Annotated in this window: 13 protein-coding genes; 10 read left to right on the top strand and 3 right to left on the bottom strand. The window is 66.2% G+C overall.

Going from position 1 to position 15,260, the window contains the following annotated elements; all coding sequences use genetic code 11:
• A partial coding sequence (locus tag QFZ91_RS06200) for a trehalase family glycosidase (RefSeq protein WP_429566620.1) occupies positions 1-1,014 on the top strand: 1,014 nt, incomplete at its 5' end.
• Positions 1,015-1,129: 115 nt separating this feature from the next.
• The gene (locus tag QFZ91_RS06195; RefSeq protein WP_429566619.1) at positions 1,130-2,425 is read left to right on the top strand and encodes an MFS transporter; all 1,296 of its coding nucleotides are present in this window, start codon (positions 1,130-1,132) and stop codon (positions 2,423-2,425) included.
• A gap of 176 nt (positions 2,426-2,601) precedes the next feature.
• On the opposite strand, the gene QFZ91_RS06190 is transcribed toward QFZ91_RS06195, so the two are convergent.
• A complete protein-coding gene (locus tag QFZ91_RS06190; RefSeq protein ID WP_176111459.1) occupies positions 2,602-3,312 on the bottom strand; it encodes a FadR/GntR family transcriptional regulator in 711 nt (236 codons plus the stop codon).
• Positions 3,313-3,581: 269 nt separating this feature from the next.
• Between QFZ91_RS06190 and QFZ91_RS06185 the strand changes: the two genes are divergently transcribed.
• From QFZ91_RS06185 to QFZ91_RS06160, 6 genes are all read left to right on the top strand, one after another.
• Positions 3,582-4,604: a zinc-binding alcohol dehydrogenase family protein gene (locus tag QFZ91_RS06185; RefSeq protein WP_429566664.1), complete on the top strand. Its 1,023-nt coding sequence runs from the start codon at positions 3,582-3,584 to the stop codon at positions 4,602-4,604.
• Between the two features lie 20 nt (positions 4,605-4,624).
• Complete coding sequence (locus QFZ91_RS06180) at positions 4,625-5,758, top strand: mannitol dehydrogenase family protein (RefSeq protein WP_429566618.1); 1,134 nt, start codon at positions 4,625-4,627, stop codon at positions 5,756-5,758.
• 119 nt (positions 5,759-5,877) lie between these two features.
• On the top strand, positions 5,878-7,158 hold the full coding sequence (locus QFZ91_RS06175) for an MFS transporter (protein ID WP_429566617.1): 1,281 nt from the start codon (positions 5,878-5,880) through the stop codon (positions 7,156-7,158).
• Between the two features lie 48 nt (positions 7,159-7,206).
• Positions 7,207-8,754 (top strand): UxaA family hydrolase, encoded by a 1,548-nt coding sequence (locus tag QFZ91_RS06170; protein WP_429566616.1) that lies wholly within the window; start codon positions 7,207-7,209, stop codon positions 8,752-8,754.
• 64 nt (positions 8,755-8,818) lie between these two features.
• Positions 8,819-10,072 carry an alpha-hydroxy acid oxidase gene (locus tag QFZ91_RS06165; RefSeq protein ID WP_429566615.1) on the top strand — a complete coding sequence of 418 codons (1,254 nt, stop codon included), beginning with the start codon at positions 8,819-8,821 and terminating at the stop codon, positions 10,070-10,072.
• A 17-nt stretch (positions 10,073-10,089) separates the two neighbouring features.
• A complete protein-coding gene (locus tag QFZ91_RS06160) occupies positions 10,090-11,508 on the top strand; it encodes an FAD-binding oxidoreductase (RefSeq protein ID WP_429566614.1) in 1,419 nt (472 codons plus the stop codon).
• 12 nt (positions 11,509-11,520) lie between these two features.
• Here QFZ91_RS06160 and QFZ91_RS06155 read toward each other — a convergent pair whose 3' ends face one another.
• Entirely contained in the window at positions 11,521-11,895 is a 375-nt protein-coding gene (locus tag QFZ91_RS06155; RefSeq protein ID WP_429566613.1) for a DUF3564 domain-containing protein, read from the bottom strand.
• 263 nt (positions 11,896-12,158) lie between these two features.
• Here QFZ91_RS06155 and QFZ91_RS06150 point away from each other — a divergent pair, with 263 nt between their 5' ends.
• Both QFZ91_RS06150 and QFZ91_RS06145 read left to right on the top strand, forming a co-directional pair.
• Positions 12,159-13,148: a zinc-dependent alcohol dehydrogenase family protein gene (locus QFZ91_RS06150; protein WP_429566612.1), complete on the top strand. Its 990-nt coding sequence runs from the start codon at positions 12,159-12,161 to the stop codon at positions 13,146-13,148.
• A gap of 394 nt (positions 13,149-13,542) precedes the next feature.
• Positions 13,543-14,013, top strand: coding sequence for a universal stress protein (locus QFZ91_RS06145; RefSeq protein ID WP_368716935.1), 471 nt, complete (start codon positions 13,543-13,545; stop codon positions 14,011-14,013).
• A 33-nt stretch (positions 14,014-14,046) separates the two neighbouring features.
• Here the strand turns inward: QFZ91_RS06145 and QFZ91_RS06140 are convergent, their stop codons facing one another.
• A complete protein-coding gene (locus tag QFZ91_RS06140; RefSeq protein WP_429566611.1) occupies positions 14,047-15,147 on the bottom strand; it encodes a PAS domain-containing sensor histidine kinase in 1,101 nt (366 codons plus the stop codon).
• Positions 15,148-15,260 lie beyond the last annotated feature (113 nt).

The raw sequence follows: 15,260 nt of genomic DNA, 5'->3' as shown, positions 1-15,260 counted from the left end.
GAATACGCGTACTGGATGGCGGGCAGCGATCATCTGTCGCCCGGCAACGCGGCGCGCCATCTGGTGCGCCTCGCCGACGGCACGCTGCTCAATCGCTACTGGGACGAGCGCGCGGCGCCGCGCGACGAGTCGTACCGCGAGGATGTGATGACGGCGCAGCAGATACCGCAACGCGACGCGCAGGATTTGTGGCGCAACCTGCGCGCGGGCGGCGAAACCGGCTGGGATTTCAGTTCGCGCTGGTTCGCCGACGGCAGGACGCTCGCGACCATCGACGTGACCTCGCTCGTGCCAGTGGACCTGAACTGCCTGATGGTCGAGCTCGAACGCGCGCTCGCGAAAGCCTACCGGGTGACCGGCGACGCAGGCCACGCGGAGAATCTCGAACTACGCGCCCGCGTGCGAGCCGATGCGATCCGCCGGATGCTGTGGGACCCGCAACTGCACGCTTTCGCCGACTACGACTTCGTGCACCGCACGCTCACGCACCGGCTGACTGCCGCGACCGTGTACCCGCTTTACACCGGCGTCGCGACACGCAACGACGCGCGCGAAGTGGCGCAGACGATCCGGCGGGATCTGCTGCGCCCGGGCGGTCTCGCGACGACGCGGACCGATACCGGACAGCAGTGGGACGAACCGAACGGCTGGGCGCCGCTGCAGTACCTCGCGGTGATCGGGCTGCGCCGCTACAGCGAGCCGGAGCTCGCGCGTGATATCGCGACCCGCTGGATTCGCACCAACGTCGCGTACTACCAGCGCACCGGCAAGCTGGTCGAGAAGTACGACGTCGACGCGAGCGACAAGTCGGCGGGCGGCGGCGAGTATCCGCTACAGGACGGCTTTGGCTGGACCAATGGTGTGCTGCGCGTGCTGATGCAGCTCTATCCGGATGCGGTGAGTTCGACGAAGCCGGCCGATCTGCCGGGCGGCGCGGCGGGGGTGTCGGATGCGGCGGCATCGGCGGCGGCCGCGCCGCAGACGTCGCACAGCACGTCGCCCGCGGGCCACTAGTCGGAGAGGTAGTAGCGATACCAGGATGATGGGTTGACTGCCTGACGGCGACGCAGCCCGTTAGCATGCTTCGGATAGCTCGAACGGCCCCCTAGTCACCTGGAAAGTCTCGAAGATGAATCGCAAGCTCGACGTACCAACGGCCGAACCGGTGCCGCCGCAGGCGCAGGCGACGGCGGCGGCCAAGGCCGCCCCGCCGGCCGCCGATGAAGCCGCCGCGCATTGGCAGCGCAACCTGTGCGTGTGCGTGTTCGGCTCGTTCACGACCATCGTCGCGATGACGGTGCTGCTGCCGTTCCTGCCGCTTTACGTCGAGCAACTCGGCGTGCAGGATCATGCGGCGATCGTGCAGTGGTCCGGCGCCGCGTTCGGCGCGACGTTTTTCAGCGCCGCGCTCGTCGCGCCGCTGTGGGGCAAGCTCGCGGACCTCTACGGCCGCAAGCTGATGCTGATCCGCTCGAGCCTCGGCATGGCGGTCGCGATGTCGCTGATCGGCATGGCGCACTCGGCCTGGCAACTGGTCGCGTTGCGGCTGCTCGCCGGGCTGCTCGGCGGCTATGCGTCGGGCTCGATGATCCTCGTCGCGACGCAGACGCCGAAGGCGCGTTCGGGCTGGGCGCTCGGGGTGCTGTCGTCGGGGATCATGGCGGGCAATCTGGTCGGCCCGCTGCTCGGCGGCTTCCTGCCGCCGCTGATCGGCATCCGCGCGACCTTCTGGGCCTCGGGCGCGGCGATCTTCGTCGCCTTTCTCGCGACCGCGTTTCTGATTCGCGAGCAGCCGGTCCGCAAGCGCGCGGACAGCGCGTCGAAGAAAGGCGCGTGGGCCTCGGTGGACGACAAGCGGCCGGCCATCGCGATGCTTGCCACCGGCCTGCTGCTGATGGTCGCGAACATGTCGATCGAACCGATCATCACCGTCTACGTCGCCCATCTCACGAAGCCTCAAAGCGTGACGATGGTCGCGGGCTTCGTCATGTCGGGCGCGGCGCTCGGCAGCGTGATCTCGTCGTCGCGCCTCGGCAGGTTCGCGGATCGCGTCGGGCATTGGAACGTGATCGTCGGCTGCCTCGCGGTATCGGCGGTGTTGCTCGTGCCGCAGGCGTTCGTCACCGCGAGCTGGCAGCTGATCGTGCTGCGTTTCCTGATGGGCATTGCACTCGGCGGCCTGTTGCCGTGCATCGCGAGCGTGATCCGGCACAACGTGCCGGCGAGCGTGACGGGCGCGATTCTCGGCTACTCGGTGTCGTCGCAGTACGCGGGGCAGGTGGCCGGTCCGCTGCTGGGCGGTTTCGTCGGCGGCCACGTCGGCATGCGCGCGGTGTTTCTCGGCACCAGCGTGCTGATGGCGCTCGGCGCGCTCGCGAACTGGCGCGTGAAATCGCGCAGCGTACGGGCCGAGGCGGCGCGCTGATACGAGCCGCGTCGACGCTCGGCACGTTTGCGATTGCGGCGCAAACAAGCGGATTGAGTAGATGGGAAAACCAATCGTTGACGACGAACCGTTCATGAGGCGTTTCTCAGACTCGGTTGTTCCTTGATCTGCTGGAACACGCTCAAGCGTGCCCAGAAGTCTTTATGAAACCGTTTCTAAGTCGTCCGCTGTCCCCCCGTGATCACCCGCTCCAACGACAGCTTCAAGTGGCGCTGCATCGCCGCCTGCGCCTGCAGCGGATCGTGCGCTTCCAGCGCTTCCAGAATCACCAGATGTTCTTCGGGCACGGCGCCCCACGTCGTTTCGTTTTCGAAGTGGCCACGCAGCTTTTCCGACAGCGGACTATGTCGCGCATCGAATAGCGAGCTGACGGTGCGCACCAGCACTTCGTTGCCGGACATCTGCGCGATCGCCAGATGGAACGCGCGATCGGCGGCGACCGGAATTCTGCCCGCCTTCACTTCGCGCTCCATCTCGTTGTAGATCGCGCGCAGCATCTTCAGGTCTTTCGGTTTGCAGAACGGTGCGACGCTCGCGATGATCGAGCCTTCGATCAGGCAGCGCGCGCCGAGGATGTCGAGCAGGCTATCGCCGAGTTCGGCCTGCGACAGCGACGCATCACTTTGCGCGGACGGCGTCGCGCACAGATAGACGCCCGAGCCCATGCGAATCTCGACGAGGCCTTCCAGTTCCAGCGCGACCAGCGCCTCGCGCACCGACGGCCGCGATACGCCGAGCGTTTCCGCCAGCGCGCGCTCGGGCGGCAGGCGGCCGTTCGGCGCGAACTCCGGCTGAGCGATCAGATCGCGCAATTTTTCCGCGATCTGAAGGTACAGACGGCGCGTGTCGGCAGGTTTGGTGTTCACGAAACGTTTCCCGGCAATGGAGCTTGTGCAATCCCGATAAGGCGAGCGCCGATTGTAGATCGAAGCGCCCGGCGCGCAAATCGCGCGCGCTCGGCTGCGCGCTGACAGCGTTCGGGGTTTCCCCCAACATCGTGCAAATTGGCTTGACCAGTATCGCATGTGCCGTTACTTTTGCAAATTGGTAAGGCCAGATCGACGCCAAGTAGACGCCAGGCGAGCAGCCCTGCGGGCCGCTCCGCTCCCGATACCCGATCAATTCCTCCATGACGATGAAGACAGTCATTTGCGAACAACCCGGCCAGCTCGCGCTCACCGAACGCGCGATGCCGAACGCCGGCCCTGACGATGTGCTGATCCGCATCCGCCGAGTCGGCATCTGCGGCACCGACTTCCATATCTTCACCGGCAATCAGCCGTATCTGTCGTATCCGCGCGTGATGGGGCACGAGCTTGCCGGCATCGTCGAAGCGGCGCCGGCCGGCGCGCGCGTCGCGGCCGGCGACCAGGTGTACGTGATGCCGTATCTGTCGTGCGGGCGCTGCGTGGCCTGCCGCGCGGGCAAGGGCAACTGCTGCGTGAACATCCGCGTGCTCGGCGTCCATACCGACGGCGGCATGACCGAGTACCTCGCCGTGCCGCAGGCCTTCGTCTTCAAAGCCGACGGCGTGACGCTCGACCAAGCCGCGATGCTCGAGTTCCTGGCTATCGGCGCACACGCGGTCGCGCGCGCCGACGTGCAAGCCGGGCAGCGTGCGCTGGTAGTCGGGGCTGGGCCGATCGGCATGGCCGTGACGATCTTCGCGAAACTGCGCGGCGCCGAGGTCAGCGTGCTCGACGGCCGCGCGGACCGCCTGTCCGTTTGTGCCGGCGCATTGCAGGCCGATCACACGGTGCTGCTCGACACCACCGACGCCGCGACCGATGCCGCCCAACTCGCCGCGCTGACCGATAACGAGTTCTTCGACGTGGTATTCGACGCGACCGGCAACGTGAAGGCGATGGAGCGCGGGCTGCAGTTCGTCGCGCACGGCGGCAAGTACGTGCTGGTATCGATCGTCAGCGAGCGCATTTCGTTTGCCGATCCCGAGTTCCACAAGCGCGAGACGACCTTGCTCGCGAGCCGCAACGCGACCGTCGCCGACTTCGAAACGGTGCTCGAAGCGATGCGCGCCGGCAAGCTTCCGACGGCCGCGCTCAATACCCACGTGGTCGAGCTCGCCAATCTGCCGGGCGAATTCCCCAAGCTGCTGAAACCGGATGCCGGCGTCATCAAGGCGCTGGTGGCCTGTTGAGCGAGCGGGGAAAACGGACGATGCGCAACCCGATTCTTCAATTCGGCACGAGTCGCTTTCTGCAGGCGCACGCGGATCTGTTCGTATCGGCGGCGCTCGACTCGGGCCGCGCGCTGGGGCACGTGAGCGTCGTGCAGACGACGGCCAACCCCGAGAGCCTCGCGCGCATCGACGCGTTGCGCGCGCACCGGCTGTACGAGGTGCGCATTCGCGGTCTGCATCGCGAAGCGGTGATCGATACGACCACGCAATGTCATGCGATCAGCGAGGCATTGAACGCGAATACCGATTGGCCAACAGTGGTGGAGCGCTTCGCGCACGACGCGCGCGTGGTGATCTCGAACACCGGCGACCGAGGCTACGAGTGTTTCGCCGACGACACCGCCGAGCTATTGCGCGACGACAAGAGCGTGCCGCGCGGATTCGCGGCGAAGCTCGTAGTGCTGCTGCACGCGCGCTTCAAAGCCGGCGCCGCGCCGCTGACGCTGCTGCCATGCGAACTCGTATCGGGCAACGGCGACACGCTGCGTGGCCTCGTCGCCGATATCGCGCGCGACTGGGGCGGCGGGACCGAGTTCCTGCGCTACATCGAGCACACCTGCATCTGGGTCAATTCGCTGGTGGACCGCATCGTGTCGGAGCCGATCCGGCCGGTTGGCGCGGTTGCCGAACCCTACGCGTTGTGGGCGATCGAGCGGCGTGCCGGCATGGTGCTGCCGTGCGAGCACGAAGCGATGATCGTCACCGACGATCTGTTGCACTACGAACGCCTGAAGCTGCTGCTGCTGAATCTCGGGCATACGTGGCTCGCCGAGCGCTGGCAGGCCGACGCGCGCGATCCCGACGAGAACGTGCTGCACGCGATGCGCGATCCGCTGTTGCGCGCCGATCTCGAATCGCTGTGGCGCGACGAGGTACTGCCGGTCTTCGATGCGCTCGGTCAGGGCAGCGACGCGCGCGCCTATCTCGACGACGTGCGCGAGCGGTTCGAAAACCCGTTCCTCGATCATCGCCTCGCCGACATCGCGCGCAATCATGAGCAAAAGAAACAGCGGCGCTTCAAGCCGGTGATCGAACTCGCCCGCGAGCTCGGCGTGCGTGTCGAGCAACCGCGTCTGAACGCGGCGCTTGCCGCGTGCGTGCAACGCGGCTAAAGGCGCGGGCCGCAAATCCGCAGTAAATCGGGTCGTCGACCCTGCAGTACACCAGCGGCTCACGAGGTCGCAAGGTTCATCCAAACATAGGCTTAGCCTGGCCAGCAGGAGACGGTTTCATGAAGAAGATGCGTTGGGTAGTAATTTTTCTGTGCTTTCTCGCGATCGCAGTGAACTACATCGATCGTGCGAATCTCGCGGTCGCCGCGCCGCAAATCGAAAAGGCGCTCGGCATCGGCCCCGCCGAGATGGGCTTCATCCTGAGCGGCTTCTTCTGGACCTACGCGTTCATGCAGATGCCGTTCGGCTGGTTCGTCGATCGCGTCGGCGCGCGCATCGCGCTGCCGCTCGCGGTCGGCTGGTGGTCGGTGTTTACCGCGGCCACCGCGGTCACGACCAGCGTCGCGGGCATGTTCGGCTGCCGCCTGTTGCTCGGCGTCGGCGAGGCGGGCGCGTATCCGTCCTGCACGAAGCTCGTGAGCCAATGGTTCCAGCCCAAGGAACGTGCGCTCGCGACGAGCATCTTCGATAGCGGCTCGCGGGTCGGCTCCGCGCTGTCGATTCCCGTGGTTGCGCTGATCATCAGCACGCTCGGCTGGAAGGCGGCTTTTGTCCTCACCGGCTTGCTCGGCGCGGTCTGGATCGTCGGCTGGTTCGTGATCTATCGCAATCCTGTGCAAGACGAGATGGCCGTCGCACTCGAGGCTACTCCCGCGGCTCAGGCAAGCGCGGAGAAGGTGACATGGGCGTCGCTGTTTCGCCACCGCACGCTGTGGGGCATGATGCTCGGCTTCTTCTGCCTGAACTTCGTGATCTATTTCTTCATTACGTGGTTTCCGAGCTACCTCGTGGAGACCCGTGGCTTCTCGCTCAAATCGCTCGGCACGCTCGGCATGATTCCGGCGTTGATCGCGATTCCGGGCGGCTGGTTCGGCGGCTTCGTGTCCGACGCGCTGTTCCGGCGCGGTTGGAGCCTGACGGCCGCGCGCAAGACCTGCATGGTCGGCGGCATGCTGTTGTCGTCGGTGATCACGCTGTCGGCGTTCACGGAGAACACGTATCTGATGCTCGCGTTCTTCGGCATCGCCTATGGCAGCCTCGCGTTCGCCGCGGCGAGCATCTGGTCGCTGCCAGGCGACGTCGCGCCGACGCCGGGTCATGTCGCGTCGATCGGCGGGATTCAGAACTTCGCATCGAATCTGGCGGGGATCGTAATCACGACGTTCACCGGCGTGATGGTGGCGATGTCGAAGGGCTCGTTCACGATTCCGCTCGTCGTCGCGGGCGGCTTCTGCTTTCTTGGCGCGTTCAGCTATCTTTTCATCGTGGGACGCATCGAGCCGCTGTCGCTGGAATCGGACAGCCGCGATCTGCCCAAGGGCGTGGGCTCCACGATCTGACGTATTCTGTTCGAACGCTTACGGATAACCCTGTCTTCGAGGCTTTTCATGTCGACTCAAGCTAGCGGCGCGTGCCCGATCATTCGCCTGCATCCCGCCGACGACGTCATCATCGCGACCCGGCAGTTGTTGCCGGGCACGCGCATCGACGCGGAACAACTGGTCGTCGCCGGGCTGATTCCACCGGGGCACAAGATCGCGACGCGCGACATCGCGCAAGGCGAGCCGGTCAAGCGCTACAACCAGATCATCGGCGTAGCGCGTGAAGCGATCGCGCGCGGCCAGCATGTTCATACGCACAATCTCGGCATGTCCGAGTTCGCGCGCGAGCATGCGTTCGGCGCCGATGCGCAGCCGACCGTCTACGTCGATGAACCCGCGCATTTCATGGGGATTCGTCGCGACGACGGCCGCATCGCGACGCGCAATTACATCGGCATTCTGACCAGTGTGAACTGCTCGGCGACGGTTGCGCGCGCGATTGCCGATCATTTCCGGCGCGACGTGCGTCCCGACGCGCTCGCCGACTATCCGAACGTCGACGGTGTAATCGCCTTGACGCACGGGCTCGGCTGCGGCATCGACATGCAAGGCGAGGGCATTGCGATCCTGCGTCGTACGCTCGCCGGTTATGCGGTGCATCCGAACTTCGCGTCGGTGCTGTTCATCGGGCTGGGCTGCGAGACGAATCAGATCGACGGTGTGCTCGCGGCGGGCGGCCTCGACGCCAGCTCGACGAAGCTGCGCAGCTTCACGATCCAGGACAGCGGCGGCACGCGCAAGACGATCGAACGCGGTATCGCGATGGTGCGCGAGATGCTCGCCGATGCGAACCGCGTGCAGCGCGTGCCGGTACCGGCTGCGCATCTATGCGTCGGTCTGCAATGCGGCGGCTCGGACGGCTACTCGGGCATCTCCGCGAATCCGGCGCTCGGCGCCGCGGTCGATCGGCTCGTGCGGCATGGCGGCACCGCGATTCTGTCGGAAACGCCGGAAATCTACGGCGCCGAGCATCTGCTGACGCGCCGCGCGGTGAGCGCCGCGGTCGGCGACAAACTGCTCGCGCGCATCGCATGGTGGCAGGACTATTGCGCGCGCAATGGCGGCGCGATGGACAACAATCCATCGGCGGGCAACAAGGTGGGCGGTCTGACGACGATCCTCGAAAAATCGCTCGGCGCGGTCGCGAAGGGCGGCACGACGAATCTGGTCGACGTCTACGAATACGCGCAGCCGATCGCCGCGAAGGGCTTCGTGTTCATGGATTCGCCCGGCTACGACCCGGTGTCCGCGACCGGACAGGTCGCCTCGGGCGCGAACCTGATCTGCTTCACGACCGGGCGCGGCTCCGCTTACGGCTGCGCGCCGTCGCCGTCGTTAAAGCTGGCGACCAACACCGCGTTGTGGGAGCGCCAGCAGGACGACATCGATATCAATTGCGGCGGAGTGATCGACGGCAGCGCGAGCATCGACGAACTCGGCGAAGCGATCTTCCGCATGATGCTCGACTGCGCTTCCGGTACGCGCACCAAGAGCGAGCTGCACGGCTACGGGCAGAGCGAGTTCGTGCCGTGGCAGGTCGGCGTGGTGACCTGAACGGCTGCGCAGCGACACAACCAACAATCAAATAGACGAGTCAATCACGCACTGGAGGATGCAATTGGAACGCCGCCTTTATTCAGGCCGCGACGTGAAGCGCGCGCACAGCATCGATGATCTGCGCGCGATGGCCCGCAAGCGTCTGCCGAATTTCTGTTTCGAGTATGTGGAGGGCGGCGCCGAAGACGAAGCGACACTGCGGCGCAACCGCGACGTGTTCCGCGAAATCGCTTTTCTGCCGCGCACGCTGGTGAACGTCGAAAAGCGCAATCAGAGCGTGACGCTGTTCGGCGAGCGCAGCGCGTCACCGTTCATGATCGGCCCGACCGGCTATAGCGGCCTGATGTTTCGCGAAGGCGACGTCAAGCTGGCCAGCGCGGCGGCAGCGGCCGGCATTCCGTTCGTGCTGAGCAACGTGTCGACGGTCTCGCTGGAGGACGTCGTGCGGCGCGCGGGCGGTCGCGTGTGGATGCAGGTCTATATGTACCGCACGCGCGAATCTCTCGCGAAACTGGCGCAGCGCGCGAAGGCCGCGGGCATCGAGGCGCTGGTCGTCACGACCGACAGCGCGGTGTTCGGCAAACGCGAATGGGACCTGCGCAACTACATCGAGCCGCTGAAGCTCGACTGGCGCAACAAGTTCGACGTGCTGCGCCATCCGGGCTGGATGGCCAACGTGCTGTGGCCGAACGGCATGCCGCGCTTCGCCAATCTCGGCGACCTGCTGCCGCCGGGGCAGGACAGCGTGAAGGGCGCGACGATCACACTGGGCCGGGAACTCGACCCGTCGTTGTCGTGGGACGATATCCGCTGGCTGCGCGATCTGTGGCCGCGTCGGCTGATCGTCAAAGGTGTGCTGGGTGCGCCGGATGCGCTGAAGGCGCTGGAGGCCGGCGTCGACGGCATCGTGCTGTCGAATCACGGCGGGCGGCAGCTCGACAGCGCGGTATCGGCGATGGACGTGCTGCCCGAAGTCGTCGAGCAGGTTGGGGGTAAGCTGTGCGTGATGCTCGACGGCGGATTTCGCCGCGGCTCCGAGATCCTGAAGGCGGTCGCGCTGGGCGCCGATGCGGTATTGCTCGGACGCGCGACCACCTATGGTCTGAGCGCGGGCGGTCAGCCGGGCGCCGAGCGGGCTATCGAGATTCTGCAGACCGAGATCGACCGGACGCTCGGCTTGCTGGGTTGCTGCGATATCGCCGGGCTCGACCGTAGTTATCTGCGTTGGCCAGGGCAGCAGGCGCCGCTGTCGCGCGTGCAATCGCAAACGCAGACCCGAACGGTGCAGGCGCGCGCAGCGGCTCTGTCCGCCTGACGAACTGGAGATATCTGATGCAGCAAGAACCGAACGCCGCGACCCGCGGTAACGAAGCCGTCGCCGCGCTGCGCGAAGCGCTCGGCGCGGACATCGTGAGTCTGCCGGCCGAATTTGGCGGGCGGCAGTTCGCCGACTGGAGCGGCACGCCATCGACCGATCCGATCGCGCTGATCCGACCGCGCACGACCGAAGAGGTCGCCACCGCGCTCAGGATCTGTCATCAATTCCGCCAGCCGGTCGTCACGCAAGGCGGCATGACCGGGCACGCGGGCGGCGCCTGCGTGCTCGGCGGCGAGGTTGCGCTGAGCGTCGAGCGGATGAACGGCGTCATCGACATCGATCCGGTCAGCGCGACCATCACCGTGTTCGCGGGCACGCCGCTGCAGGCGGTGCAGGAAGCGGCCGATCACGCCGGCTTCATGTTTGCGCTCGACCTTGGCGCGCGCGGCAGTTGCACGATTGGCGGCAACATCGCAACGAATGCGGGCGGCAACCGCGTGATCCGCTACGGGATGATGCGCGACCAGGTGCTCGACGTCGAAGCGGTGCTCGCCGACGGCAGCGTGATCGGCGGCGAGCGCAAGATGATCAAGAACAATACCGGCTACGACCTGCGCAACCTGCTGACCGGCAGCGAAGGCACGCTCGGGGTCATCACGCGCGCGGTGCTGCGGCTGCGCGCCAAACCGCGCGCAATCTCGACCGCATGGTGCGGCATGCCGGATTACGAGGCGGTGACCACGCTGCTCGGCCGCGCGCAGGAGCGGCTGCCGGCCGGCGTGTCCGCGTTCGAGGTCATGTGGCCCAGCTATTGCGAGTTCGTGCGGGAACGCCTGCCCGAACTGCGCGTGCCGCTCGGCAGCGATCACGCTTACTACGTATTGCTCGAGACTTGCGGCGCGGACCCGGAGCGGCAGGCGGCGGCGTTCGAGGACTTTCTCGCCGACATGCTCGACGCCGGCGTGATCTCCGACGCCGCGATCGCGCAATCGGACGCCGACGCCGCGGCGTTCTGGGCGATTCGCGACGCGCCGGCCGAATATCCGCGCCTGATCCCCGGACGCATCTCGTTCGACATCAGTTTCGCGGTCGCGCAGGCGGGCGATGCGGCGCAGCGTTGCGACGAGCGGCTGCGCGCGCGCTGGCCGCAAGCGACGATCCTCGTCTACGGGCATCTCGGCGACGGCAATCTGCACGTGGTGGCGCAGGAACCGGGCTGGACCGACGAGGACATCGATGAGGTCAAGCGCGTCGTCTATGAACTCACTGGGGAAATGGGCGGCTCGGTATCGGCCGAGCATGGGATCGGCGAGGAAAAGCTGAGCGTGCTCGGCATGTCGCGCTCGCCGGCCGAACTCGCCGCGATGAAGGCGATCAAGCTTGCGCTCGATCCGCACAATATCCTGAACCCCGGCAAGGTGATCGCGATGTAGTGCGGCTCCGAGTCACGCGTTTTCGCCGGTTGCGAATACGCTGTCTTCCGGTTCCGTCTGTTCGACGTCGATGCATTGCATGCGCCAGTGACCGCTGATCAGGCTGCGGCCGCCCTCCGCGCACCACTGCACGCGGCCGATCTCGCCTTCGAACGGCCCGTCGAGCTGGTTGAGATCGAGCCCCTCGAGCGCGCAGACCGGCGTCGTGCCATGCGGCGCGCACACGAGCGTATTGCCGCAACACACATGCAACGCGCCCCAGTCGGGCAAGTCGAGCCCGAAATGACCTTCGCGCGACCATTGCCGCGTGTCCTTGTCGAGCCAGAGAATGGCGAAGGCCATCGGGGTGACACGATCGAACGTGTCGAGATGAACGGTCAAACGCATGACAAGTCTCCGCAATATAAATGACCGGTTCGTATTGGCCAGGTACCCGTTGCCCGAACGTGTGCGCGTCCTGCGCCTATCAGGAATAAGATCAGTGTACGGGCGGCGAAACGGCCCTTATTGACCTCGATCAAACGGTTCAGGGCGGCGGCCGATCGCGCGACACAATGGCGCGCCTATGCTGATCTGATGAAAGCGGCGCGCAGCTCGCGATCTGCATGACGTCAGCGTGCCGCCGCCGAAGCGTCTGAAGGAGCAACCCGATGCGAGCGATGGTGTTCGACGGCAGCTCGGCGACCCTGACCGAGCGGGAAGTGCCGGATCCGCGGCCCGGCGCCGGCGAGATTCTGATCGACGTTCATGCCTGCGGCGTGTGCCGCACGGACCTGCATCTGGTCGATCGCGACCTCAAGCATCCAAAGCGGCCGGTGATTCCAGGCCACGAAATCGTCGGCGTGGTGGCCGAGTTGGGCGCGGGCGTCAGCGGTTTCAACGTGGGCGAACGGGTCGGCGTGCCGTGGGTCGGGCGCACCTGCGGTCACTGCCGCTACTGTCTGTCCGCCCGCGAAAATCTCTGTGAAGACGCCGGCTTCACCGGCTACACGATCGACGGCGGCTATGCCGAGCGCACGGTCGCCGATAGCCGCTACTGCTTCCATCTGCCGCCGCACTACAGCGATGTCGAGGCCGCGCCGCTGCTCTGCGCGGGTCTGATCGGCTATCGCACGTTGAGCATGGCGGGCGACGCCGAACGGATCGGCATCTACGGTTTCGGCGCGGCCGCGCATCTCGTCGCGCAGGTCGCGCGTCACCGGCAGCGCACCGTCTATGCGTTCACGCGTCCCGGCGATCACGCGGCCCAGCAACTCGCGCTGCGCCTCGGCGCGACATGGGCGGGCGGCAGCGACGAGGCGCCGCCCAGCGAACTCGACGCCGCGCTGCTGTTCGCGCCGGTCGGCGCACTGGTGCCGCTGGCGCTGCAGGCGGTCGCGAAGGGCGGCGTGGTGGTGTGCGGCGGGATTCATATGAGCGACATTCCGTCGTTCCCGTACGCGTTTCTGTGGGGCGAGCGGCGCGTCGTATCGGTCGCCAATCTGACCCGCGACGATGGGCTTGCGTTCATGCGCAGCGCCGCGGAGACCCGGCTCGCGATCGAGACGACCACCTACCCGTTGCGCGACGCGAACCGCGCGCTCGACGATCTGCGCCACGGCAAGCTGACCGGCGCGGCCGTGCTCGCGGTCCGCTCATGATTTGTTCGCGAGCCATGGTCGCTTGATGCAGATCAAGCCGCCCGCCGCGCCGGCGTTCATTATGTAAGCGCGCACCGTTGGGCGCCCCGTCACGGGCCGAGGCGCGGCGCGACGATCCGAGGAAAGCCGATGAACACTGCTGCCGAGGGCAACACCTTCCACCGCGTGATGATCGCGTCCGCGGGCGGCACCGGACTGGCGCTCGCCACGCATGTCGCACGGCAGTTCGTCGCCGCGAATGCGCGCTTTCGTCTCGTCGACCGCGACCAGCGCGCGGCTCACCGTCGCGGCATACGCGCGGCACGCCGCATCCGGCCAGTGCGGGCGGGCCCTTTTATCTGTAGCAGGGGCGCGCCACGCGCGTTGACAAATCCAACCTCAGTGGAGAATCGGCATGTATCAACATATCCTCGTCGCGCTAGACGGCAGTAGCTTTTCGAAACGCGCGCTGAAAGAAGCGGTGAATCTCGCCGCGTTGACGAAGGCCGTCGTGCATCCGGTTTATGTAGTCGACAAGACGCCGATCTTTTCCTATGCCGGCTATTACGACCCGCTCGCGCTAGTCGAAGCATTGCGCCAGGACGGCCACTCGGTGCTCGAGCAGGCCGAGCAGGCCTGCGCCGCCGCCGATGTGCGTTGCCGGCCCGCGATGATCGAGTCGGAGAGCCTGTCCGACGACGTCGCCACGATCGTGCTGCGCCACGGCGAGGACGTCCACGCCGATCTGCTCGTGCTGGGCACGCATGGGCGACGCGGCGTGCGGCGCCTCGTGATCGGCAGCGTGGCGGAGCGGGTGCTGCGTTTCTCGACCTGTCCGGTGTTGCTGATGCGCGAGCAGATCAGCGAGGAAGCGCCCGAGGAGTAATCCGCGGTAGCGCGGCGCGGCGGCGTGGCAGCACTACACGAGCGCGTCGGCTGGTATCTGGATCGAGATCCTGAAACCATGGCCCGGCGAGCTGGTGAACGACACGTTGCCGCGCAACTGCCGCACACGTTCGCGAATGCCAAGCAGCCCGAATGAATGTGTTCCCTGCGCATGATTCAGCGCGACACCCACGCCGTCATCGTCGATATCGAGCGATACGATCGGGCCCGCGCAGGTCATGTCGATGCGTACGCGCCTCGCCTTGGCGTGCCGCGCGACGTTCGTCAACGCCTCCTGAACGATGCGAAACAGCGCCGTCGCCGCGAATTCGCCGCATACCGGCTCGGCCGGTTCGAGATGCACGCTCGAGCGCACGTTGTAGCGTTTCGTAAAGTCTTCGGCCAGCCAGTCGAGCGCGGCGGCGAGTCCGAGGTCGTCGAGCAGCGGGGGGCGCAGATCGGCGGCGATGCGCCGCAGCGAAGCGGCCATCCAGTCGATCTGCTGTTGCAGCTCGCGCGTTTGCGCCGCAAGCGGCTCAGTGTCGGCTTGCTTGTTCAGCTTCGCTTCGAGCAGCGCGACGCTCATTTTTAGCGCCGTCAGCCGTTGGCCGAGATCGTCGTGCAGTTCGCGCGCAATCCGTTTCTGCTCGTTTTCACGGGCGATGTGCGTGTGCGTGGATACCTGACTCGCGCGTTCGAGTTCCGCAAGACGCATGCGCTCGGTCAGATCGCGCGTGACCTTGGCGAAGCCGAGCAGCGCGCCCGACGCATCGTGCACGGCGGAAACGACCGCATTAGCCCAGAAACGCGAGCCGTCGCGACGCACACGCCATCCTTCGTCCTCGGCGCGGCCTACGGCTGCGGCGGTTTCCAGTTCGCGCGCGGGCTTGCCGGCAGCGATGTCTTCCGGGGTATAGAACTTCGAGAAATGCTGGCCGATGATTTCTTCGGGCGTGTAGCCCTTGATGCGCTGTGCGCCGGGATTCCAGCTGGTGACGCGGCCGGCGGGGTCCAGCATGAAGATCGCGTAGTCCTGCACCGCCTCGACCAACATGAAATAACGATCCTCGACGGACACGTCCGACCCGGACGCAGCACTGCTGAAGCAGGAAGACTCGCCGCTCGATAGACCCATCGCTCCTCCGGGCGGCCACGCAAGGTCGCGTACCGCAACGCACTGAGTTATATCAGTTCAGGAGCGCCTGTTCCACCCGGCATGTCCCGCGAACGAACGTGGGGCGTGCGTCG

Source organism: Paraburkholderia sp. JPY419, from assembly GCF_050435705.1.
GTDB classification, from domain to species: domain Bacteria; phylum Pseudomonadota; class Gammaproteobacteria; order Burkholderiales; family Burkholderiaceae; genus Paraburkholderia; species Paraburkholderia youngii.
Note: the sequence above shows the minus strand (reverse complement) of the source record. Positions and strands in the feature narration are given on the sequence as shown.

Coding starts and splice junctions, on each gene's coding strand:
- QFZ91_RS06195 (WP_429566619.1), top strand. CDS start 1,130: ATGAATCGCAAGCTCGACGTACCAACGGCCGAACCGGTGCCGCCGCAG.
- QFZ91_RS06185 (WP_429566664.1), top strand. CDS start 3,582: ATGAAGACAGTCATTTGCGAACAACCCGGCCAGCTCGCGCTCACCGAA.
- QFZ91_RS06180 (WP_429566618.1), top strand. CDS start 4,625: ATGCGCAACCCGATTCTTCAATTCGGCACGAGTCGCTTTCTGCAGGCG.
- QFZ91_RS06175 (WP_429566617.1), top strand. CDS start 5,878: ATGAAGAAGATGCGTTGGGTAGTAATTTTTCTGTGCTTTCTCGCGATC.
- QFZ91_RS06170 (WP_429566616.1), top strand. CDS start 7,207: ATGTCGACTCAAGCTAGCGGCGCGTGCCCGATCATTCGCCTGCATCCC.
- QFZ91_RS06160 (WP_429566614.1), top strand. CDS start 10,090: ATGCAGCAAGAACCGAACGCCGCGACCCGCGGTAACGAAGCCGTCGCC.
- QFZ91_RS06155 (WP_429566613.1), bottom strand. CDS start 11,895: ATGCGTTTGACCGTTCATCTCGACACGTTCGATCGTGTCACCCCGATG.
- QFZ91_RS06150 (WP_429566612.1), top strand. CDS start 12,159: ATGCGAGCGATGGTGTTCGACGGCAGCTCGGCGACCCTGACCGAGCGG.
- QFZ91_RS06145 (WP_368716935.1), top strand. CDS start 13,543: ATGTATCAACATATCCTCGTCGCGCTAGACGGCAGTAGCTTTTCGAAA.
- QFZ91_RS06140 (WP_429566611.1), bottom strand. CDS start 15,147: ATGGGTCTATCGAGCGGCGAGTCTTCCTGCTTCAGCAGTGCTGCGTCC.